Raw genomic sequence first — 23,211 nt, forward strand, 5'->3', positions numbered from 1 at the left:
TCAACTAAAGTCTTGTATAGAATCTCAAAAATCTACATTTCAAAAGTGAGTAATTAGGTGTGTAGCTGAGCTCCAATTTCAGAAAATATTGATGAATAATGAGATTTAAAGATAAGGTGGTTTTACTTCACTCTCGCCAATTGAGGAAACAAAAATCAAAGCTTTCAAATCTAATTTAAAGGCTTTTTTGTTATTTAGAGTTGTCAATAATAAGCAAGTATAAGCATAATCAAAATTGTTTAAGAACAATAAAAGCAATTTTATTAGCATATCCTAATAAAATACCCTTCCCTTAACAATTCTGATCAGGTTTTCACCTTCCAGCTTCTTTAAAATTCTTATGACGGTTTCAATTCTTAATCCTGTTAAAAAAGCAAGTTCTTTTCTGGTGTAAGGAATTTTATAGGAATAGGCTTCTGTGCTATTTTGGCTGTCTTTCAGATGATTAAGTAGAGTAAGTAATTGGTGAGTGGCGTCTTCTGAGGTCAGGCTGTTGAGGAAGATATAGGTGTAATAAGTTCTTTTTGCTATGTAATGAAGAAGTTTCAATTGAATTTCAAAATTAGACTCCAGCAATTGTAGTAATTTATCATTCTCCAGCCTGTAAATAGTACAATCTTCCATTGAAACAGCATTGACAGGGTATTTGGATTTGGAAAATAAAAATATTTCGCCAACAGATTCGCCATCCTCATGAATACTCTGAATAAATTCTTTGTTTTCGGCCTGAAAATTTGTAAGCTTTATTTTACCTGTTTTGATTTGGAAATAATATTCCGGTGAATGATGTTCCTCAAAGAGCAATTCGGATTTTTTTAGTTTTATAATGTCCGCTCCGTAAGTAATGAGCAAGTCTTCTTGTATGGCCATAACTCCTAATTAAAACAAATATCACCTAGCTTGATTGTGCATACTTATCACAAATATATTAATTTAATAATTTTTAGGATATGATTTAGCCAAAAGATTTTATTTTTTTCAACTATTAAACATTTTATCATATCGTAAATTTTGTGAAATAAAGGATACCTTACTATTACCACATTTATCATTTTTAAAGTCATTATTTTAATGAAATTTTTCGGGAAAATTAAAATATTTCGCATAAAACATTGAAAATCAGTATAAATTATAGCCTGTGTATACTGGCTGTCTTCTGTTTATAAAAGATTCAAAATATGATCTATGTCATAATTATTACCTTGCTGATGGGCTACCTTTGAACCTGAACTGTATAAAAATATGAATACAATTTTGAATCAAGTTTTGAAATCAGCAATTTTATATATATGAGATTTTTTAATAGACTAAGCATTTCAAATATATCCCCAACTATCATCAATAGTAGTGAAAATTTTCTGTTTTGAGGCGTAGACAAAGTTTTGTTTATAATATACTGTAATGCGCTAGTATTATGGTACATTAGTAAATAAATTCAAGACGTTCAGAAGTGCCACATAATTTTCTACCTCAGTAACATAGAATGAAGCGAACCTTAAAAATTACATTATGTCTATCCAAGAGAGACTTTTGCATTCAGTAGAAGCAATTGAAGAGCATTACAACGCTGGCGATTATATATTTCGTGAAGATGGGACTCCGCAGTTTTATTATCAAATTGTGGACGGCGAGGTAAAGCTTAATAGTTATAGTGAAGATGGCAAAGAATTTATACAAAATATTCTTTCAGGTAATGCCTGTTTCGGGGAATCTATGCTTATTCTTGGAAAACCGTATCCGGTAAATGCAGTTGCCATTACAAAAAGTACTATTCTTAAAATAGGCAGAGATCAGTTCTTTCAATTACTGCAGGGTCATCCTCATATTTTTCTGGATATGTACAAGACTTTATCAGAGAAAACATCTGAAAAAATGGTGTTAATGCAGAAGATTACGGGTAAAAATGCAGAAGAACGATTAATGGAATTAATGAATCAAATGAAAGATTCAAGGGAAAATAAAGAGAAGTTCTCCTTTGAGATTCCCCACACCAGACAACAATTGGCTTCCCTTGCAGGACTTTCTTTAGAAACTGCCATCAGAGCTATAAAAAGGATGGAAAAAAACGAAATTCTGGATATAAAGGATGGTAAAATATTTTATTAATAATTAATAATCTCTTTGTTTAAACCTTATATCTAAATATTAAAATTAAGTTTAAAAATAAATCTTCCCTTTTTTAATTTTCAACAGCTTTTCGCTTTCCATTTTCTTTACTGTTCTTATCACGGTTTCAATGCGCAAATCAGTTATTGATGCCAGCTGCTTCCTTGTAAGAGGAACTTCATAAGAATATGGAGTCTCATCATCGGTGAAACTCTTAAAATACTCTAGAATACCTTTAATTCTTACATGAGAATACTTAGAAGCATTATTTTGCATCATGATAAATTTATGATACAACCGTTGTGCAATAAATTTCCGGACAGCTATTGCTGCCTCATGATGTTCGTCAAGAAGCTGTAAAAACTCAGGTTTAGGAACTTTTAAGATGGTACATTCCGACATGGCTATTGCATTGACAGGAAATGGGTCATCGATGAAGGATAGTAGCTCACAAACACTTTGTCCCTCACGTAAAATACTTTGTATAAGCTCTTTATTGTCTTCACCTATATGGTTGAGCTTCACGGAGCCGGTAATTACCTGATAATAAAACCTCGGAATATCACCTTCTTTAAAAATGACCTCAGACCGGCTGTAAGTTTTAATAAATCCATTATACGAGAACAGTAAATCAACATCAACAAGCATTATCTAATCTTTGTAAGTTGTTTTAATATCTAAATCATACAGGCTCTTTCCCAAATAAAAAGCAAAAAAGGTTTTGAAACTGATGTACATATCTGCAGTTGACATGATTCCCATAAAGTTTCAGGCCGGTCATAGTAGGTGTGTTGTGAAGATCAATATCGTATTTTAAAGATTCTTTCCTTCTTTCAAATCTTATAATGTGCTTAGAATCATAGGTTTTAGTGAAGCCAAATCTCAGGAGCCAGGATTCGTCCATTTTTACGGGCTTGATTAATTTGGCGGGAATACATAAACAATTTTTAGAATTTCTTATTTTGACGTAATATTCTTCATTTTCATGCTGAAATACCTCAATAAGTGAATACATCTCGTTTTCGTACCTGACGTAATTGTGAATTTTTAATTCTGTGATTTCCATAATATTTTGATTTGGTGGTAAGTGATGTGAATCTTAATACTTTATAACCGTGGCATATTATCTTCGCGAAATATCTTCTGCAACTCCTACTCAATGCAGAAGTTTTTATAAACATAATAATTTATGGTTTGGCTTCCTGCTTACTTATATCCAAGAAGTTTCGATCTCCGGTATCAGCAGTACTAATTTGGTAATTTTTGTAAGTACAGGAAAAAAATCGCCTTTTATGCGACGAATGTATACCAAAGATAGATATTTCACCAGTTTCATAAATATGATCTAAGTCGTAAACAACGTGGAAATACTGTTCAAGGATAAGTATTGAACTAAATCTTGCCTTAAGATAAGCAAGTTTTCATGATGATTTGGTAATTTTGGTTAAAAGTTTTAATGAAATTAAAGAATTAAACTTTTCGTGAAATATTTTACTTTTAGAAAAATAACAGAACAAAAAAATAATATGGAATTTTCACCATTCAATCACGTTGTTAAACTATGTCTTCAGGGGATGGACATTGAAGATAAAGGAAATCATGAAGAAGCAAACAAACTATTTCTGCGAGGGTGGGAGGAAGCAACAAACGACCTCGAAAAATTTCTTGCCGCTCATTATATTTCCCGAAATCAGAAAACGGCCTCTGACAAATTAAAATGGCTTGAAACAGCTTTAGAAAATGCTTTAAAAATCAATGATGACACGGTAAAAAGTGCTTTTCCTGCTCTTTATTCTAATATCGCCAAGTGCTACGAAGATTTATCTGACACAGAAAAGGCAAAAGAAAATTATGAACTGGCAAAATTGTTTAAGGATAATCCTTCAGACAGAGGCCCTTTCTATCATGGTACAAAGGCGGATTTGCAAGTCGGGGATCTATTGACGGCGGGCGGAAATTCTAATTATAAGTCGGATTTCAAAATGAATCATATTTATTTTACTGGGTTGGTAAATGGGGCAGGACTTGCTGCGGCACTGGCAAAAGGTGACGGACCGGACCGCGTATATATTGTTGAGCCAATGGGCAGTTACGAAAATGATCCGAACCTTACAGATAAAAAATTCCCAGGCAACCCGACTCGTTCTTACCGTTCTGATTCACCTCTGAAAATCACTGGAGAAGCAACAGACTGGGTAAAACCAAATCCTGAAGATCTAGAGAAATTCCGTGAGAAATTAGCGGACAGCAAGGGACAAATCATCAATTAGCTTGGATAATTATTAACTATATTTTACAACCCTCTGGTCGGTTTTGCCAAAATCCAGAGGGTTGAAATTTTTAGTTATAATTTTTTTATCCATAAGTTTTATTTAAAATAATTTCAAAAATATTGTGGTACAATGACTTAAACGATCAACAAAAAAATGAGTTGATTTTATACCATAATATTAGCAACATCATTTCATAAAATTCATACATAATACATAAAATTATTAATAATAATCATTACCTTTGTTTAACATAAAAACCCACCAAATGATGAAATAAAGCAAATATGTTATTTTTTAGGTTATTTGTAGTATGGGAAATGTTTTTAAAATCAAAGAGTTAAGGTATATACCTAGATGGTTAGTTTTTTTTATCGATATTTCAATTATTTCTTTTTCTATCTTAATCTCCTATCTTTTCTTAAAAAATCTTAAGGTAGAAATGAATTTCCGCGAATATTTTACCCAAAAAATATTTGTGATGATTGCTGTCAATATTTTATTTATGTTTCTGTTCAAGACGTATGCAGGAATTATAAGATATTCTACTTTTTTTGATTTTTTCAAAATTATCTGGTCTTCAGGCAGTGCCCTTCTTGTTTTGCTTGTGCTGAATTTTGTTTCAGAACAGGTATTGGACAAACCAATATATTTATATCCTGCTCTTTTTTTATTCTTTTTTATCTCCATTTTTCTGATGTTTTTCTTCAGAATGGCTACCAAAGAGCTTTTCAGCATATTGATGGATTCTAAAGAGAGTTCACCCAAAATAAGAATTGCCGTGGTGGGAATAGAAGATGAATCTGTATCACTGGCAAATGCCATCATTCATAATCCCGGACAGTCTTACCAATTAGCAGGTTTTCTCAGCGCGAGATCAGATTCTAAAAAAGCAATGCTGCTGGGTCATAAGATTTACAATAAAAGAGAATTCATTAAAAGTGATAATTTGAAGAAGCACTTTGATGCAGTTTTAATTAAAGAAATTATGCCAAAGCCGGAAATGGAAGAATGGATGGCTGTTGCATTGGATAAAGGATTGAAAGTCCTGAAAGCGCCATCGGGCAACAAAATGACGGAAGGTGGTATAGTAGGAAGCATTCGTCCGCTTCAAATTGAAGATTTACTGAACCGCGCACCGATTAAAATAGAAAGCGAAGAGGTAAGAAGCCGCCATTTTAATAAAAGTATCCTGGTAACAGGTGGGGCAGGATCCATAGGGAGCGAAATTGTGAGACAGGTTGCTCAGCTGAACCCGTCGATTATTGTGATTGTTGATCAGGCTGAATCTCCTTTACACGAGCTGAAACTTGAGCTGTTAGAAAGATTTCCAAACCAAAATTTCAAATTTGTGCTGGCCGATATTTCAAACCTTCACCGATTGGAAAAAGTGTTTGAAAATTACAGATTCTCAATTGTTTATCATGCTGCAGCGTACAAGCATGTCCCTTTGATAGAGGACAATCCACGTGAGGCTATTTTTGTAAATATTGGAGGAACTAAAAACTTAGCACTTTTATCCAGACAATATAATGTCAACCGTTTTGTGATGGTGTCGACAGACAAAGCTGTGAACCCAACCAATGTCATGGGAGCATCCAAAAGGGCTGCCGAACTTTTTGTACAGTCCCTACAAAACTCACCTGACAATACTACGAAATTTATTACGACACGTTTTGGTAATGTATTGGGTTCCAACGGTTCTGTAATTCCGCATTTCAAAAGACAAATTGAAAAAGGTGGTCCGGTTACGATTACTCACCCCGAAATCATCCGCTATTTTATGACAATTCCCGAAGCCTGCGAACTGGTGCTTCAGGCCGGAACAATGGGAAAGGGAGGCGAAATTTATGTTTTTGATATGGGAAGACCTATCAAAATTCTGGATCTTGCAAAAAGAATGATAAAATTGTCCGGATATACGCCGGATGTTGATATTAAAATTGATTTTATTGGGTTAAGGCCTGGTGAAAAGCTGTATGAAGAGCTTCTGACCGACAATTCTACAACAATACCTACACATCATGAAAAAATTATGATATCGAAAGATCCCGTGATGGAATTTGAAGAAGTAGATATTCTATGCAAGCAGATTATGCGGGCAGCTATTAAAAAAGATAAATTACAGGTGGTAAAAATTTTAAAAACTATTGTGCCGGAATTTAAAAGCAATAATTCGCAATTTGAAATCCTTGATGAGGTATCGGAAGAGGAAGTATATCAATAATTTAGGAATAAAAAAAGGCAGTTAAAATTTTTATTTAGCGTAATCAATTATGTTTGAAAGAAATGTTAAAATAATATTTTATTAGTATTTTATCCTTAATCGGAATGAAAATTGATACAAAAGACTTAATTCAAAAAACAATATACCACATTTAATTGCGTTTCACTTGTATGTGAATTTTTCAAATAATGCGGAAAAGATACGTAATTAGCTCATATATAATAAAATATATTAATTAAACTGAGCATTCAATTCGAGTATACTTAAATAACATATGAAGAACACTATTATTATTACATATCTAATACTGTTATCGGTTTCTTTACTATCATGTAAACCAAAGCAGAATATGGTATATATGTCAAATCATAATATGGAAGAGGAGGTTTCAAGGGCAAAGTTTGAGGGCTTGCATATTCAGGAAGGGGATGTCCTTTTGATTCTTGTTTCGGCCTTGGATGAAATTGCCGTAAAACCTTTCAACCTTAATACGGCTAATAAAGTAGGAAGCGAAACAACTACCGGAATCAATCAGTATGTACAGCCAAGCGAATATTTGGTAAATGAAGAAGGTTATATCTATTTCCCTGTATTAGGAAATATATACTGCAAAGGAATGTCTCAGGTACAGCTGAAACAAGATCTGGAAGCGCGTCTTAAAAAATATCTTACGGATCCTATGGTATCAATCAGTCTTAAAAACTTCAATGTGAGCATTTTAGGTGAGGTGAAAGATCCGGGGCAGAAAGAAAGTGTCTCTCAAAAAATCAATGTATTTCAAGCATTGGGCCTTGCGGGTGATATGACGGACTTTGGAGACCGCACGAATGTAAAGCTTATCCGTACGGGAGACGACGGCACTGATCAGATTGTCAATATTGACCTTACCAGAGCTGATATTGTAAACTCGCCTTATTATTACATGAAGCAGAACGACATCTTGTATGTGCAGCCGGATAAAAATAAGCAGGTTCAGGCAAATTCTAACCCGAACAGAGCGCTTACATTCCAGATCATTGGTGCGCTACTAACGGCAGGTACTCTTATTATTGCTTTAACACGACGATAAAAATATGCAGCAGATAGAACTTCAAGCTAAGGAAGAAAAATTAAATCTAAGGAAAACTGTATCTCAATACCTGTATAAATGGCCGTGGTTTATAGCCTCTATTCTGGTATTTGTGACGGGTGCTTATATTTATCTAAGGTACAGTGTGCCTCAATTCCAGACGAAAACTACCCTTAAATTCGATAAAAAAACAAACGATCTTTCCTCAGCACTGGCAGATCTTGATAATCTGGGCATAGGTCTGGGCAACGCCGACGAGCTGAAAAGTGAGGCGGCAGTGGTAAACTCGCGGCCGATACTCATGCAGGTAGTGAAAAATCTTAATCTGAATGTAGAATATTTTAATGCAGGAGAAATTAAAGATTCCCAGCTCTTTTTAAAAGTTCCGATCACTGCTAAAGTATTAAATTTTAAAGATGAAAAATTTAAATCTTCACAATATACTCTTACGAAGGTAAAAGAAGACGAGTTTACCCTTCAGGACGAGAAAAAGAAAAGCTATAAAGGTAAATTCAATACGCCTTTACAGCTTGATTTCGGGACAGTGGTATTGCAGAAAAATCCTGCAGTTGCTTTCAAATCAGATAAATCAGAATATAAAATTATCTTTTCGAATCCTATCGAGAAAGTAAAAAAACTCGAAAAAACTATCCAGGTAAATTTACCGGACGAAAAGGCTATGTTGATGGATATAAGCCTGATAGGATCGCTTCCTGAAAAATCGGAAGCCATTCTTAATGAGGTGACGAGACAGTATAATATTGACGGGCAGAGAGATAAAAACCTACAGGCACAGAATACCCAGGAATTTATTGATAAAAGACTTGAAGTTATTACCAGAGACCTTTCCGGGGTAGAAAACCAGAAGGAAGATTTCCAGAATCGCAACCGTATTGTTGATTTGCAGGCGCAGGCAGAGCTAGCGCTTCAAAATACAAGTGAAAATACCAAAGCCCTTCTTCAGCAGCAGGCACAGCTTGATCTCCTTAATTCCCTTACAGCAGAGGCTTCAAAGGGGACCAACCAGCTTATGCCATCAAACCTGGGCCTTAATCCTTCTTTGGAACAATCTATTTCTCAGTATAATTTGCTTCTTATCACCAGAAACAAAACCCTGAAGCAGGCTACCAACGAAAACCCTGCTGTTGTAGAAATGAACAGGGAAATTACTGCCTTGAAGGACATTATCAGGGACAATATCCGTGAGCAGAAAGAAACCGTGCAGTCGGGTATTGCGCAGCTTCAAAATCAAATCAATTCCAGTAATAATATTATACAAAAGGTTCCCGGACAGTCCAAAGTCTACAGGGGAATCGAACGTCAGCAAAACCTTAAAGAACAGCTCTTTTTATTTTTACTTCAAAAAAGAGAAGAAAACGCAATCAACCTGTCGGTGGATGTACCGAAAGCTAAAATTGTAAACCCTGCGTTTACAGTAGATACACCAGTGTCGCCTAAAAAAGATATTATTCTTCCGGGAGCTTTTTTCCTGGGAATATTAATTCCTTTTGCGATTTTCTATTTACTTTTCATGCTGGACGACAAAATCTATAGCAGAGACGATATTAAAGAACGTTCCGGGCTCGGTATATTGGTCGACATACCGTCACTTAAAGACAGCGAAAACCACCTGGTTCAGAAAAACGACTTTTCGGAGCTGGCGGAAGCTTTCAGGGTGCTTGTCTCCAATCTTAAATTCGTTCTACCGGTAAAAGATTCAGCCAAAGTAATTATGGTAACTTCTTCGGTAAAAGGAGAGGGGAAAACCCTTGTATCCGTAAATCTTGCGCTTACTTTAGCCAATAAAAACGGAAGAGCGCTTCTGATTGGTTCTGATATTCGTAATCCTCAGATCCAGCGATATGACAGCGAACCGACCAAAAGAAAAGGACTTACGGAATACCTTTATGATGATTCGGTAAATGTTGAGGAGCTTATTCATACATCAGCTACAAACCCTTCATGCGACATTATTTACGCCGGAACAATTCCTCCGAATCCTCAGGAATTACTTTCCAACGGAAGATATCAAAAGCTTATTGATCAGATGTCTTCTCAGTACGCTTATATTATTATTGACTCCGCGCCGCTCATGTTGGTATCAGATACTTTAAGCATTGCCGATACTGCCGATGCGACATTATACGTGGTAAGATCCGGAGTATCAAGAAATATACTGATCGACTTTGCCAATGATTTGGTAAGGGAGTCCAAACTTACTAATGTATCTTTTATCATTAACGATGTTTCAAAACGTGCAGGAGGTTACGGATATAACTATAGCTACGGCTATGGCTACAGTAATAAAGACAATAAAAGTTGGTGGAAGAAAATCTTTAAATCATAGAAATGCATAAAATTTTAATTACAGGAGGAGCAGGTTTTATCGGTTCCAACCTGACAGAGTATTTTTTGAATAAAGGCTATGATGTTGTCTGTCTGGATAATTTTGCCACAGGACACCGTCATAATATCGAGCCTTTCCTTGAAAATCCCAATTATAAATTAATTGAAGGCGATATCTGTGATTTGGAAACTTGCAGGAAAGCGGTGGAAAATGTAGACTATGTCCTGCATCAGGCAGCATTAGGTTCTGTTCCGAGGTCCATTAAAGATCCTATCACAAGCAATGGAGTGAATGTTTCAGGCTTTTTGAATATGCTGGTTGCCGCTCGTGACGCGAATGTTAAACGTTTCATTTATGCCGCTTCATCATCAACGTACGGTGATTCTGCATCGTTGCCGAAAGTGGAAGACGTAATCGGGAAACCATTGTCACCGTATGCCATTACGAAATATGTAAATGAGCTATACGCTGATGTATTCGGGAAAACTTACGGCATGGAATGTATTGGTTTAAGATATTTCAATGTATTCGGGCGCAGACAGGATCCCAACGGAGCTTATGCGGCTGTAATTCCTTTATTTATCAAGCAATTAATCAATCATGAATCCCCTAAAATTAATGGTACGGGAGATTACTCACGTGATTTCACTTACATTGATAATGTTATCCAGATGAATGAATTAGCCATGCTTACTGACAATCCTGAAGCGGTGAATACAGTGTACAACACGGCTGTGGGAGATCGTACAACATTAAATGATTTAATTAAATATCTTAAACAATATTTAAGTGAATTCGATCAGGAAATTGCCAATATCGATGCTGTTCACGGCCCGAATCGTGTCGGTGACATCCCGCACTCCCTGGCTTCCGTAGAAAAAGCAGAAAAACTATTAGGATACAAACCATCTCATACCATTGAACAAGGGCTGAAAGAAGCCATCAGCTGGTATTGGGAAAATTTAAAATAAACTTTTTTAAAATCGAGTCTTTGTGGAAAAAAAATATAAAATTGCCGTTATCGGATTAGGATATGTAGGGCTGCCTTTAGCACGGTTATTTGCAACCCAATATCCGGTTGTAGGTTTTGATATCAATCAGAAAAGGATTGAGGAACTAAATACAGGGGAAGACAGTACCCTTGAAGTTGAAAATGAAGTATTAAAGGCTGTTTTAATGCAGGAAAGTCCTTTTCAGTCTTCTGAAAATGGGTTGTATTGCTCTTATGATCTCAATGATATTAAGGATGCAAATATCTACATCATTACAGTTCCGACCCCGGTTGATAAGCATAACCGCCCTGATCTCACCCCGTTGTATAAAGCCTCGGAAACGGTAGGAAAAGTGTTGTCAAAAGATGATATTGTAATCTACGAATCTACCGTTTATCCCGGCGCCACCGAGGAAGAGTGTATTCCCGTTCTGGAAAAGGTTTCAGGGATGAAATTTAATCAGGATTTCTTTGCAGGATATTCCCCGGAACGTATCAATCCCGGAGATAAGGAACATACCGTAGAGAAAATCTTAAAAGTAACTTCAGGATCTACACCGGAAATCGGTGAGATAGTAGATCGTTTATATAAATCTGTGATTATCGCAGGAACTCATTTGGCTCCGACAATTAAGGTCGCAGAAGCTGCAAAAGTGATTGAAAACTCACAGAGGGATATTAATATCGCTTTTGTGAATGAACTGGCAAAAATTTTCAATCTTTTGGAAATTGATACTCATGCGGTATTAAAAGCTGCAGGAACAAAATGGAACTTTTTACCCTTCAAACCAGGGTTGGTAGGCGGTCACTGTATCGGGGTAGATCCGTATTATCTGGCACAAAAAGCGCAGGAAAACGGCTATCATCCGGAAATCATATTGGCAGGGCGCCGTCTTAACGATTCGATGGGGCAGTATGTGGCTTCCCAGTTGGTGAAAACCATGATTAAAAGGAAGATTACCATCAATGGAGCCAGAGTTTTGAACTTAGGAATCACTTTTAAGGAAAATTGTCCGGATGTACGTAATACCAAGGCGGTAGATGTGATCCACGGGCTTGAAGATTATGCTTTGCATGTAACAACTTTCGATCCGTGGGCGAATCTGGACGAAGTGAAACATGAGTATGACCTCAATGTAGTGAATGAGATTCCGGACGAGAAGTTTGATGCTATCATCCTTACTGTCGCTCACAAAGAATTCATGAACGTGAATTTTAATGATTATTTAAAGGAAGGAGGGGTTATTTACGATGTGAAGGGAGTTTTGGAAGAATGTGATTCCAGGCTGTAATACTTAGCATCAAATAATATTTTAACAAATAACAACGCATCCTAATTTGGGCATGGAGGTAAATAAATCATCAAAATTAGCTTTATTCTGTTTAAGCTTTTTGTTTTTTTTCATAGGTTTTATTATCTATGGAAAGGTGAATAATACCTCTTATCCAGACGTTTATTTTCTGCCTGTAGGCTTAGGATTTTTTACGTTATTTGTTTCTAATATTTTTGATAGGCTAAAGTCTTATTTTATCTTCTGGATCATTAGCATTCAGCAGATTGTACGGTACCTGGTTATTCCGGTTCTTTTTATCACCGGTGATGCATTAAGATTCGGGGCTACAACTGTTAATGAGCCTTACGCTGTTGCGATGATGCTTATTGAGCTGTTTTTCATCCTGGTAGCTTACCATATCTGTACGTTCTCGAAACAGAAAAAAGAGAAGGCTGCAGAACTGCATTTTTTAAAGCTGAATACCATTAATACAGGGCTATTTTTGCTTTTCATATTGATTATTGTATCAAACAGAAGCTTTTTGCAGAAATTAAGTTTCGTATGGGATATTTCCACTTATTTGAAGCTTAAGCTTTCCGGAGATTTAGAAAGTATTTCGCCGCTGGTGAGTATTATGTTCCCTGTTATGAGGGCTTATATTGTTCTTTTTATATTTTCGGTAATACATTCATTTAAGCTGAAACAAGGGACAAAGCTTGCCCTGTCAATATTAGTTGTGCTCATAAACGCGACTATCATTATCGGGATCAGCCGTTTCAGTATTGTGTATGCTACTTTTCCTTTAATTCTTTTGTTAATTTATTTTTATCCATCGTACAAAAGAAAAATTGTCACCTATACGTCTGTTTTCTTTGGTTTTATATTAATATTAGCTTCCGTGGCGAAGTTTTCCGGAAACACGAAAAAAGCTGATGTGGACGGATTTTTCACCCTCCATCAATTGAATGCGTATTTTGGGGGAGTAGCCAATTATGCGATAGGATATGATTCTTATAAAAAGAATGTTGTGAATCCTTTCGACAAATATTATTATTTTGTTTCTGATATTACTCAGAATATTCCTGTGTTGTCTAAATTTTCGAATGACAATTACAAGACAAATATCAAATTCAACGATCAGATTTACGGGGCCGGACGTTCCAGGGATCAGATTGTACCGGTGTCAGTTGCAGGATTGTATCATTTTTCGATTTATTTTTTTTACATCTATATATTTATTTTGAGCATTCTGGCTTTTACATTTGAAACCAAAGCTTATACTACAAATTCGCCGGTTTTATTTTTTCTGTATGTCATTTTAGCCTTTGGCTGCTCCACTTCAATGATGATTAATATTGGTTCCATTTCAGCTACACTATTTATCAATCTGGTGGTGTTTATACCATTCTTTACGATGATTAACAAATTAAATTTAACAAAATGAAAAAGGTGATCTTCTTATTTTTTGTGTTATTGGGCTTTTTTGGAAATTGCCAGGAGTTTGTGAAAGACCGTTTTTCAGGATATTCAACTGTAAAAACCAAATATTTTGCAAAAGCAAAGGATCTTACCGTTTATTTGCCGAAAGGATATTCCAAAAATGGAGACAAGGATTATACTTCTTATATTCAAAAAGGGATTAATGAAAATTCAACGCTTATCATGCCGGATTTTCCTGTTCTTGTTAATGAAAACGGATTGAGTTTAAAATCAAATCAAAAGATTCTTTTTCAAAAGAATTCTAAGTTGATTATGAAACCAAATGCTAAAGACCGTAATGGAATCCTTAATTTGTTTAATATTCAAAATGTAGACATCTATTATCCCACTTTGATCGGTGACAGGCACAAGCACTTGTCAACTAAAGGAGAATGGGGAATGGGAATTTATATTCTATCAGCCAGCAATGTCAATATCATCGGCTCTTCCATCGAAAGCGCGTGGGGAGACGGGATTTGTATAGGGGGAAGAAATAAGATCAATTCTTCAGGCATCACAATTAAAAATACGATATTAAAAGACAACCGCAGAAACGGAATGACCATCGGTGGAGTTACCAATCTTCTGGTGGAAAATGCCTACATCGCCAATACGATAGGCACCAATCCTCAGGCGGGAATAGATATTGAGCCCGACAGCAATTATTACGACATAAAAAATGTAAGGCTCAACAACATAGAAACCAGAAATAACGGGAATTATGGAATTATTATTTCGCCCGGAAACATGGTGGGTAAACAGCAAAAGGTAATCTCAATTGCGATCAATAATTTTAAAGATAACGGTTCTAAAATCGGCTTCGGGATGGCTGTTACCAGGGATAAGCTTGATAAAGGCCTTCCCCAGCTGAACGGAAACATTAGTGTGGCTAATTTTTCTTCACAAAATAATTCAACGGCAAAATTCAGATCGTTCAAAGGTGCCCCGCATCAGGTAAATGTGAATATTGACCTGCAGAAAATAGGAACAGCTTCAAAAAGTGCAAATGGCTATGATCAAAAGTTTAAGATTAATGACGAAACAATTACTTTAAAATAATGATCAATAGAATAAAAAATATTTTTAATACTAAGGATAAGAAGGCACTGCTGGAAAACTTCGTGTCACTGTCTGCCTTGCAGTTGGTGGGAATGTTGTTGCCGCTGGTCACGCTGCCTTATATTTTAAGAGTAATAGGATTCGAAAAATATGGAGTGGTTGTCTTTGCAGCCTCGTTGATCGCTTATTTTACAGCACTTACGGATTACAGTTTCAGGATTACGGCTACACGTGATGTGGCTATCTACAGGGACAGTCCTAAAAAGCTGAATATCATTTACAGTAAAGTTCTGACAATCAAAACATTGTTTTTGTTGATTTCTTGGCTTATCATTTTGATAGCGGTCTATTTCTATCCGCCGTTTTACGAAAACAAGGAGATTTATTTCTATACAAGCTTACTTTTATTGGGCTATGTATTATTTCCTGAATGGTTTTTTCAAGGGATTGAAAAAATGCGTTATATCACTTATTTGAATTTAGGAATTAAGCTTTTTTTCACGTTATGTGTGTTTATTTTCATTAAAAAAGAAAGTGATTTCTGGATTTATCCGCTTTTGCAAAGTGCGGGGTATATCGGAGCCGGTATAGTTGGACAATATGTATTGGTGAAAAAGTATAAGCTGAAGTTCATTTTTCTGCCTTATAAAACGATTATTAAAACTATAAAAGTTAATTCACCGATTTTCATCAACCAGTTTGTGCCAACCCTATACAACAACACCAGTACTTTCGTGCTGGGGATTTTCGGAACGGCGCAATTAGTCGGGATTTATCAGGCAATTTTAACAGTAATAAACCTGATTGTAGCCCTAGTTGAGATTCTTTCCAGAGTGTTTTTCCCATTTTTAAACCGCAAAAAAAATGCTTTCCAGTGGTATAAAAAAATGATGCTGATCATGATAACTGTAATGATTGCCGGGGTTCTGATTTTTAATAAATTAATATTCTGGTATCTGAATGTGAGCTACGATAATGCCTTTTGGATACTGTTAATACTATCAGTAGGACTCTTCGGATATACGTTGTATAATATTTTCGGACTTAATTATTTTATTGTGCATCGTCAGGATAAATTAGTCATGAAAAATACCTTACTGTTTTCATTGTTAGGTTTCTTTATTACAATTCCGTTGATCAGATATTCGACAATTTTTGGTTCTGCCATAAGTTTGAGTTTGGTGAGATGTTTAATAGGGTCCAGTTTATATTTAAAATGGTTAAAAAATGATGCTACAAAAAATTTATAATAAGATTCTCAATGTCTTTCTAAGCAGCTATTATAAAAAGTTAAAAGGCATTAATTTTTTAGGAAAGGTTTATTTTAAAGGTATTCCTGTGATTTTCAGGCATAAAGAAGCCAGGATCACAATAGGAAAAAATACATTAATAAATTCATCAAAGAAAAAATATCATATCAACATGCATTCCTCCTGTAAACTATTGGCAGACAGGCCGGAAGCTGAGATTATCATTGGTGAAAACTGCAGGATACACGGTACTTGTATTCATGCTGTAAAAAAGATTACGATAGGTAGCAACTGCTTAATTGCAGCCAATACAAATATTATAGATTCAAATGGGCATATCCTCGCTATGGAAAACCCCATTGACAGGCTCACGATAGCTGACGAAGGAAGACCTGTGATCATAGAAGATAATGTCTGGATAGGATCCAATGTGATCATTCTGGCAGGCACCATTATCAGGGAAGGCTCTGTGATAATGGCCGGTAGTGTGGTAAAAGGAGAAGTTCCTCCGAAAAGCATATATGGAACGGATTCGTTTAAAGTAATTAAACAATATTGAAAGAATGAAGATAGGAATACATCACCGTAAAGGCAGCTTTTCTGACCGCTGGATAGAATTTCTGGAGCAGAAAAACATACCGTATGTGATATTGAATGCTTTTGATAATGATATTATTAAGCAGATAAAAGAGAATAAGGTTACGCATTTCATGTGGCACTTCAATCAGAATTATTTTGAGGACATGCTGCACGCAAGAACCTTGTTCAGAGCTATCAGCCAGGTTGGTATAAAGACATTTCCTAATGAAGATTCTTACTGGCATTTTGATGATAAAGTGGCCCAAAAGTACCTTTTGGAAGCACTTGACATACCATTGGTAAAAGCAGATGTCTTTTATCACCGTAATGAGGCAGAAAAATATATAGAAAATGCGTCGTTTCCTAAAGTTTTTAAATTAAAAGGAGGTGCAGGATCCATCAATGTAAAGCTTGTAAAAACAAAAGAACAGGCAAGAAGAATAGTCAACCAGGCATTCGGAGGAGGCTTCAATGCATTTGATTCCAAGGCTATCTTTAAAGATACGATTGAAAGATTCTCGAGACAGAAAAGCCTTCACAATTTTTTAAGGATTATAAAATGGGGCTTCAAAGGGATTTTTGTGGATCAGCAATACAAAGTTTTCCCAAAACAAAAAAACTACATCTACTTTCAGGAGTTTATTCCTGATCTGAAATATGATATAAGGCTCATCGTTATCGGCAATAAATGCTATTTTCTGAAAAGAAATACAAGGGATAACGATTTCCGGGCTTCCGGCAGCGGAATGCTTGAGTTTGCGCCGGGAAAATTTAATCTGGAAGCGGTAAATATAGCATTTAAGGCCGCCAAAAAACTCAATATGTTATGTGTAGCGTATGATTTTATATTTGATGCTAACGACCAGCCTCTGGTTGTCGAAATAAGTTACGGATTTCAACCTTATGTCTATGACCGATGCCTTGGATTTTATGATCAGAACCTGCATTGGACTGAGACTCAGGTAAATCTGGAATATGAAATTATCAATAATTTTTTAAATGAAATTTCATTAATACAATAATTTTTTGCTAATAATTATTCGTGTATTAACAAGTTATTAATTTTGAGTGTTTATTCCATTTATTGTGATATATTTTTTCGTATATTTGTTTATTAGTAGTAAAATAATAGTTTAAATACAGTTTTATAACAAATCGTTTAAAAAATTGTATGGCCGCAAAAAGGAAATTTTTGCTCCATCTACCATTGATATCTGAACACACACACAGATCTGAAAAAAAATCTTTTGTATTAATAAAATAATTCCAGCATTCTCAGGACTTCCAACTGATAATATGGTGATTATTCTTTCCCATCAGCTTTAAAAAAAACTATAACCAATTTTATCTGAATTACATTATTAATGAGTGATATAATATAAAAATGAATATAATTTTCCTTGAAGCCGTTCAAATTCATGGTGGTGCCCGTAAGAGTACGATAGAATTGGCTAAAAGACTAAATGAAGAGGGGCATAATTCGGTTATCGTAGATTTCTGGGGTAATTGCAGCGACTTTGTTGATGATGTAAAAGCTAATAATATCCCCATCAGGATATTAAAAAAGAATGATACCCCTATTGCGATTTTTGGTACGAAAAATCCGGTTAAGATTTTTGTAAATATCATTTTGTTTTTGTCGGATTGGTTCAGGCTGAAAAAAGAATTCAAAAGTTTTCAGAAGACCTTCAAATCCGATGTAGTTATTGTTAACAACATTAAAACCAACTCAATCTTAAAGAAAGGGAAGGACTATAAAATAGCTTATTTTGCAAGAGGATGGTTCGCTTATAATTCTATAAGCTTCCTGAAAAAACTGATGTTTAAGTACAACTCTGATTATTTCATCGGAGTATCACAATCTACCAGACAGGCGATCTTTACAGGAGGTCTGGCGCCGCTGGAAAAGATTTTTGTAGTACCAAATGCCATTGATCTTGCAAAGGTTGAGCAATACAGAAGCGCAAGAAAAGAACGTAAGGACAATGATCCAATGGTCATTTTACATTGTGGTGGATTTCTGCCGGCAAAAGGGCAGGGAATGTCTGTTTCTTTGGCAAAGAGATTAAAGGATAATAATATTAATTTTAAGTTGATCTTAATGGGAGCCGTCTATGACACTCCTGTTTCAGAGAATTTCTTAAAGAAAATCCGCAATGAGATTACTCAGCTTAAGCTTGATGAAAATGTAGAAATTCTGCTTAATCAAAAGGATCCGTACAGCATTTTTCAAAACACTGATATCGTAATACATCCGTCTGATACTGAAGGTTTGCCCCGTGTAATCATGGAAGCTCTTGCTTTTGAAATTCCGGTGATCGCAAATCCTGTAGGAGGTGTTACGGATTATATTTTACACAATTTTACAGGATATATTGCTACGCACAATAATGTGGACGATTATTATGAATATATATCTAAGCTTTATAAAGACAGGGAGTTATACCAATTTATTGCACGCAACGGAAAATCGCTGATCGTCAATAATTACGGTAAAAAGAATCAGGTGGAAGAGTTTGATAAAATCTTTAAAAAATTAGAGAAATCATGAAGTCAATCACCGTTTTTACCCCAACTTTCAACAGAGAAAAGACCCTTGTAAGGCTCTATAATTCTCTGTGCAGTCAAACCAGTCCGGATTTTAAATGGATCATTATTGATGACGGTTCCACTGATAATACTTCAGCTCAGGTGGAAAAATGGATCGAAGAAAATAAGATCGAAATCCAATATTATTATCAGAAAAATAAAGGCAAGCTGGCCGCCCAGATTTTAGCCCTCGATTATATTGATACTGAATTGTTTACTTGTATCGATTCAGATGATTATCTGCCTGATGACGGGATTCGGAAAATATTAAAATTCTGGAAAGACAACAGGAAAAGCAATTCTGCCGGAATTATCGGGCTGGATGCTTATGAAGACGGCTCTGTGGCAGGGGAATACTTACCGAACGTAGAGGAATCAACGTATTCAGAATTAGTGGATTATTATAAAATTAAAGGAGACAAGAAATATATTTTTGATACGGCGAAGTATAAGAAATACCTGCCTTACCCTTATTTTGAAAATGAAATTTTTCATGAGGTCAGCTGGATATTTACATTGATTGATCAGGATTATAAGTTTCTTATTTCCAATGAAATATACTGTATTATAGAATACCAGCAGGACGGATTGTCCAACGGATTATATAAAAGATATAAAACGAGCCCCAAGTCCTTCATAGAATATAGAAAAATGAAAATGAAGTATGGGATAAACAAAAAAGTGGTGCTGAAAAACTCAGTACACTACGTAAGCTCATGCCTTTTTGCCGGAAAATGGAATTTTTTTAAAGACTCCCCGAATAAGCTATACACTCTCATGGCAATTCCCTTCGGAATACTGCTGAATGTATACATAAACTATAAGATAAAGCAAAGCACGCAAAGGATTAAACAAGGAAAATTGAAATAGAATGAATGCGATAATAGTACCTGGAGTAACAGATTTGAATAAAGGTGATCAGGCTTTGGTCTGGGAAAGCTGGAGGCTGGCCAAAGATACCGGGCTTTATGATGAGGTGTACATACTGGATGCCGGTGATAATGAAGAGGAAAGAGCCTTGTTGTGCAGACAGTCTGAAGAGCACGGCTTTAAGTTATTAGAAAATATTTTGAAGCATCCCAGAAGAGGGCAGCATAAATCAGGAGAACACATAAAAGAATCCAAGCTTGAGTTGTTGAAGCAGATCAAAAATGCAGGAATGGATTTTAAAAACACCAGATATCTAATAAAAATATGCAACGATCTTGAGAAAGTAAAGAAAAATTTTGATGATAAAACCTATCGCACGGTAAAACAGTTTCATGATGCAAAAACAATTTTTGTAAAGGGCGGAGGCTTTATTCATGCTTACGGTGAAAAAACGGCGCCTTATCTCATGTGGTATTTCTTATTTTATGTGAGGCTGGCTAAAGCTTTGGGTAAAAAGGTTGTTTTCTTACCCAATTCTTACGGACCTTTTATAGGATTGACGGTGAAGAAGCAGGTGCGCACAGTTTTCAATCAATTGGATTTGGTGTATGCACGTGAAAATGTTTCATCTAAAAGTTTAGGTGAGTTATTGGAAAAAAATATTCCGGTAGAGATGGATCTTGGTTTTTTCCTTGAAAAAGGAAGTCAGGAAGAAGCCCTGAAAATATTGGAAAAATATAATTTAACACCGGAAGACAAAATTGTAGGGGTTACGATTCGGCCGTGGCGTTTTCCGGGCTTATCGAATCCGGAAGGATTGTACAAAAAGTATATAGATTCAGTGGCGGAGCTTACAAAACATTTGTTGAGCAAAGGTTACAAAGTAGCTTTATGCAATCAGTCATTAGGCCCGAATTCCCATGAAGATGACCGTAACGCCATCAGAGATTTGCTGGAAAAAGTTCAGGATCCTAATATAATCTGGATCAATGAAAATTTGTCCTGCGATATATTGAAAGCCGTTTACTCCAATTTTTATTTTTTCATAGGCACGCGTTTTCATTCTATCATCTTTTCACTGACTTCCCTGGTTCCTTCCATCGCCATCGGATATGGCGGAAACAAGGCTCTGGGTATCATGGGAGATTTTAGTCTGGATGATTATGTTGTTCAGATCCAGGATGTAAAACCGGATATACTGATCAATATGTTTGACAAAGCTATTTCGGAATACGATCACATAAAAACACAACTGAACAAATCAATGAGTCTGGTTACAGACAGCAGAAACAGATTAATAAAAGACATTCAATCCTTGTATTAAATATGAAAATAGTTCGGACATCAACAATACCATTGTCCTTAAATGTTTTATTAAAAGGGCAATTGAAGTTCTTAAATGAATCTTACGAAGTCGTGGGAATATCTTCTGAAGGGCAGTTGCTTGATGAGGTAAAACAAAGGGAAGGTATCAAAACGATCAGCGTGAATATGGAAAGAGGGATCAGTCCTTTGAAAGACCTGAATTCTCTTTATAAATTATATAAAGTTTTAAAAACAGAGAAGCCGATCATTGTTCACTCCATCACCCCTAAAGCCGGGCTTTTGACGATGCTTTCCGGTAAAATGGCAGGTGTTCCTATCAGGATACACACTTTTACGGGGCTTATTTTCCCCACAAGGAAAGGGGTCGTGCAGAAGCTGCTTATCAGTATGGATAAACTATTGTGTTCGGCTGCCACACACATTTACCCGGAAGGTGAAGGTGTTAAAAAGGATTTGATTAATTACAATATCACTTCAAAAGCATTAAGGGTGATCGGAAACGGAAATGTGAACGGGATTGATCTGGAACATTTTTCACCCAAGCAGGTTTCCGAAACGCAGAAAGAACAGTTAAGGAAAGAATTAAAAATAGAAGAAGGGGATTTTGTTTTTGTGTTTGTAGGACGTTTGGTGGGAGATAAAGGGATTAATGAGTTGGTGAAAGCTTTTTCTCTTTTAAATAAAGATGGAAAACGCTCAAAATTACTGCTTGTTGGCCCGCTGGAACAAGAACTGGATCCTTTGGCTCCGGAAACATTAAATGAAATTAAAAATAATCCGGATATCCTGTCCGTAGGCTTTCAGAAGGATGTGCGGCCGTATTTTGCGATTTCGGATGCACTGGCTTTCCCAAGCTATCGAGAAGGCTTCCCGAATGTTGTGATGCAGGCAGGAGCCATGGAATTGCCAAGTATAGTTTCCGATATCAACGGATGCAACGAAATTATCAGAGAAGGCCAAAATGGAGTAATAGTTCCGGTGAAAAACAGTGAAAAGCTTAACGAAGCAATGGAAAGAATGATAGCGGACAAAGATTTTTACCATCAGTTGAGAATGAATGCCCGGGAAATGATTGAGTCCCGCTATCAGCAGTCAGTAATTTGGGACGCCTTATTGTGTGAGTATAAAAAACTAATTAAAGAAAGAGATTATCGTGTATAAATTTTTTTTTAAAAGGCTTATAGATTTTATGATTGCATTGACGGGGCTGATCTTGTTGTCGCCTGTTTTTATTGTAGTCATGGTCTTATTGTATTTCGCAAATCAGGGTAAGCCATTCTTTGTTCAGGCACGGCCGGGCTTAAACGAGAAGATATTCCATATCATCAAGTTTAAGACAATGAATGATAAAAAGGATGCACAGGGCAATTACCTCCCTGACTCGGAACGCTTGACACCTATCGGAAGTTTCATACGGCAGACTTCCCTGGATGAGCTTCCACAATTGATAAATGTATTGAAAGGTGATATGGCAATCATCGGTCCCAGACCTTTGCTGCCGCAATACCTGGAATTATATAATGAAACTCAGAGAAGACGACACAGTATACGCCCTGGAATTACGGGCTGGGCACAGGTAAATGGGCGAAATGCCATCTCCTGGACGAAGAAATTTGAACTAGACATCTGGTATGTTGATCATTTGTCTTTTGCAACAGATTGCAGGGTAATCATTCTGACCTTAAAAAAAGTATTGAAAAAGGAAGGAATCAACCAGGCACATCAGGCAACGGTAGAAGCTTTTAAGGGAAATAATTAATTAAAATGTAGATAGA

Annotated in this window: 20 protein-coding genes; 17 read left to right on the forward strand and 3 right to left on the reverse strand. The window is 35.9% G+C overall.

What is annotated here, in order from left to right; genetic code table 11:
• Positions 1 to 273: 273 nt before the first annotated feature.
• On the reverse strand, positions 274 to 870 hold the full coding sequence (locus ATE47_RS05515; protein WP_062161019.1) for a Crp/Fnr family transcriptional regulator: 597 nt from the start codon (positions 868 to 870) through the stop codon (positions 274 to 276).
• A 639-nt stretch (positions 871 to 1,509) separates the two neighbouring features.
• On the opposite strand from ATE47_RS05515, the gene ATE47_RS05525 reads away from it, so the two are divergent.
• On the forward strand, positions 1,510 to 2,106 hold the full coding sequence (locus ATE47_RS05525; protein WP_062161021.1) for a Crp/Fnr family transcriptional regulator: 597 nt from the start codon (positions 1,510 to 1,512) through the stop codon (positions 2,104 to 2,106).
• A 51-nt stretch (positions 2,107 to 2,157) separates the two neighbouring features.
• On the opposite strand, the gene ATE47_RS05530 is transcribed toward ATE47_RS05525, so the two are convergent.
• Together ATE47_RS05530 and ATE47_RS05535 are read right to left on the reverse strand one after the other, a co-directional pair.
• A complete protein-coding gene (locus tag ATE47_RS05530) occupies positions 2,158 to 2,754 on the reverse strand; it encodes a Crp/Fnr family transcriptional regulator (protein ID WP_062161022.1) in 597 nt (198 codons plus the stop codon).
• Positions 2,755 to 2,788: 34 nt separating this feature from the next.
• Positions 2,789 to 3,172: a hypothetical protein gene (locus tag ATE47_RS05535; protein WP_062161023.1), complete on the reverse strand. Its 384-nt coding sequence runs from the start codon at positions 3,170 to 3,172 to the stop codon at positions 2,789 to 2,791.
• A gap of 790 nt (positions 3,173 to 3,962) precedes the next feature.
• On the opposite strand from ATE47_RS05535, the gene arr reads away from it, so the two are divergent.
• The 16 genes from arr to ATE47_RS05615 all read left to right on the forward strand — a co-directional run bounded on the left by arr (position 3,963) and on the right by ATE47_RS05615 (position 23,195).
• Positions 3,963 to 4,376: an NAD(+)--rifampin ADP-ribosyltransferase gene (gene arr / locus ATE47_RS19525; RefSeq protein WP_442857090.1), complete on the forward strand. Its 414-nt coding sequence runs from the start codon at positions 3,963 to 3,965 to the stop codon at positions 4,374 to 4,376.
• Between the two features lie 313 nt (positions 4,377 to 4,689).
• The gene (locus ATE47_RS05545; protein ID WP_062161024.1) at positions 4,690 to 6,603 is read left to right on the forward strand and encodes a polysaccharide biosynthesis protein; all 1,914 of its coding nucleotides are present in this window, start codon (positions 4,690 to 4,692) and stop codon (positions 6,601 to 6,603) included.
• Positions 6,604 to 6,961: 358 nt separating this feature from the next.
• Positions 6,962 to 7,672 carry a polysaccharide biosynthesis/export family protein gene (locus tag ATE47_RS05550; protein ID WP_228376323.1) on the forward strand — a complete coding sequence of 237 codons (711 nt, stop codon included), beginning with the start codon at positions 6,962 to 6,964 and terminating at the stop codon, positions 7,670 to 7,672.
• Positions 7,673 to 7,676: 4 nt separating this feature from the next.
• On the forward strand, positions 7,677 to 10,019 hold the full coding sequence (locus ATE47_RS05555; RefSeq protein WP_062161026.1) for a GumC family protein: 2,343 nt from the start codon (positions 7,677 to 7,679) through the stop codon (positions 10,017 to 10,019).
• A gap of 2 nt (positions 10,020 to 10,021) precedes the next feature.
• Positions 10,022 to 10,990 (forward strand): SDR family oxidoreductase, encoded by a 969-nt coding sequence (locus tag ATE47_RS05560; RefSeq protein WP_062161027.1) that lies wholly within the window; start codon positions 10,022 to 10,024, stop codon positions 10,988 to 10,990.
• 22 nt (positions 10,991 to 11,012) lie between these two features.
• Positions 11,013 to 12,302, forward strand: a complete 1,290-nt coding sequence (locus ATE47_RS05565; protein WP_062161028.1) for a nucleotide sugar dehydrogenase — start codon at positions 11,013 to 11,015, stop codon at positions 12,300 to 12,302.
• A 52-nt stretch (positions 12,303 to 12,354) separates the two neighbouring features.
• On the forward strand, positions 12,355 to 13,728 hold the full coding sequence (locus ATE47_RS05570; RefSeq protein ID WP_062161029.1) for an oligosaccharide repeat unit polymerase: 1,374 nt from the start codon (positions 12,355 to 12,357) through the stop codon (positions 13,726 to 13,728).
• On the forward strand, positions 13,725 to 14,822 hold the full coding sequence (locus tag ATE47_RS05575) for a right-handed parallel beta-helix repeat-containing protein (protein WP_062161030.1): 1,098 nt from the start codon (positions 13,725 to 13,727) through the stop codon (positions 14,820 to 14,822). The genes ATE47_RS05570 and ATE47_RS05575 overlap by 4 nt, the downstream gene beginning before the upstream one ends.
• Positions 14,822 to 16,072 (forward strand): oligosaccharide flippase family protein, encoded by a 1,251-nt coding sequence (locus tag ATE47_RS05580; protein WP_062161031.1) that lies wholly within the window; start codon positions 14,822 to 14,824, stop codon positions 16,070 to 16,072. Before ATE47_RS05575 ends, ATE47_RS05580 begins: the two co-directional genes overlap by 1 nt.
• Complete coding sequence (locus tag ATE47_RS05585) at positions 16,050 to 16,631, forward strand: acyltransferase (RefSeq protein ID WP_062161032.1); 582 nt, start codon at positions 16,050 to 16,052, stop codon at positions 16,629 to 16,631. The genes ATE47_RS05580 and ATE47_RS05585 overlap by 23 nt, the downstream gene beginning before the upstream one ends.
• Before the next feature lie 4 nt (positions 16,632 to 16,635).
• Positions 16,636 to 17,673, forward strand: coding sequence for an ATP-grasp domain-containing protein (locus ATE47_RS05590; RefSeq protein WP_062161033.1), 1,038 nt, complete (start codon positions 16,636 to 16,638; stop codon positions 17,671 to 17,673).
• 362 nt (positions 17,674 to 18,035) lie between these two features.
• A complete protein-coding gene (locus ATE47_RS05595) occupies positions 18,036 to 19,202 on the forward strand; it encodes a glycosyltransferase family 4 protein (RefSeq protein WP_062161034.1) in 1,167 nt (388 codons plus the stop codon).
• Positions 19,199 to 20,110, forward strand: coding sequence for a glycosyltransferase family 2 protein (locus ATE47_RS05600; protein WP_062161035.1), 912 nt, complete (start codon positions 19,199 to 19,201; stop codon positions 20,108 to 20,110). The genes ATE47_RS05595 and ATE47_RS05600 overlap by 4 nt, the downstream gene beginning before the upstream one ends.
• Before the next feature lies 1 nt (position 20,111).
• Positions 20,112 to 21,434 (forward strand): polysaccharide pyruvyl transferase family protein, encoded by a 1,323-nt coding sequence (locus tag ATE47_RS05605; protein ID WP_062161036.1) that lies wholly within the window; start codon positions 20,112 to 20,114, stop codon positions 21,432 to 21,434.
• Between the two features lie 2 nt (positions 21,435 to 21,436).
• Positions 21,437 to 22,597, forward strand: a complete 1,161-nt coding sequence (locus tag ATE47_RS05610; RefSeq protein ID WP_062161037.1) for a glycosyltransferase family 4 protein — start codon at positions 21,437 to 21,439, stop codon at positions 22,595 to 22,597.
• Complete coding sequence (locus tag ATE47_RS05615) at positions 22,590 to 23,195, forward strand: sugar transferase (protein ID WP_062161038.1); 606 nt, start codon at positions 22,590 to 22,592, stop codon at positions 23,193 to 23,195. The genes ATE47_RS05610 and ATE47_RS05615 overlap by 8 nt, the downstream gene beginning before the upstream one ends.
• Positions 23,196 to 23,211: the final 16 nt, after the last annotated feature.

It is taken from the genome of Chryseobacterium sp. IHB B 17019, from assembly GCF_001456155.1.
In the GTDB taxonomy this organism is placed as follows: Bacteria; Bacteroidota; Bacteroidia; order Flavobacteriales; family Weeksellaceae; genus Chryseobacterium.